This window comes from Alcanivorax sp. UBA3183 (assembly GCF_002364155.1).
GTDB classification, from domain to species: Bacteria; Pseudomonadota; Gammaproteobacteria; order Pseudomonadales; family Alcanivoracaceae; genus Alcanivorax; species Alcanivorax jadensis.
This window is the reverse complement of sequence record NZ_DEXN01000027.1, coordinates 1-271: the sequence shown is the minus strand read 5'-3', so window position 1 is coordinate 271 and position 271 is coordinate 1. Positions and strand designations below refer to the sequence as shown.

The following is a 271-nucleotide window of genomic DNA, read 5'->3' as shown; positions in this document are numbered from 1 at the left end:
TTTTTGCGCTACAGAATTTTTGGGAAAAAGGCGTGGGCTACCAGCGCGAGATCGACCAGGGCATCCGCCTGGCCGATGCCGCGGCGGCCTCCGGCGTTCAGCATTTTCTGCAAACCTCTGTGGCCGGGTGCGAGGAAGCCGGCAATGTGCTGCATTTCGCCAGCAAGTGGGAAATCGAGCAGCACATCGAAAAACTCGACCTGCCATTCACCATGCTGCGCGAAGTGTTCTTCATGGAGAATTTCTTCGAGCCGGTAATGGGCAACAAGGG

The 271-nt window shown here is 56.8% G+C and carries 1 protein-coding gene; it reads left to right on the top strand.

The window, feature by feature from the left end; genetic code table 11:
* A partial coding sequence (locus B3Q33_RS10505) for an NmrA family NAD(P)-binding protein (RefSeq protein WP_286827518.1) occupies positions 1 to 271 on the top strand: 271 nt, incomplete at both ends.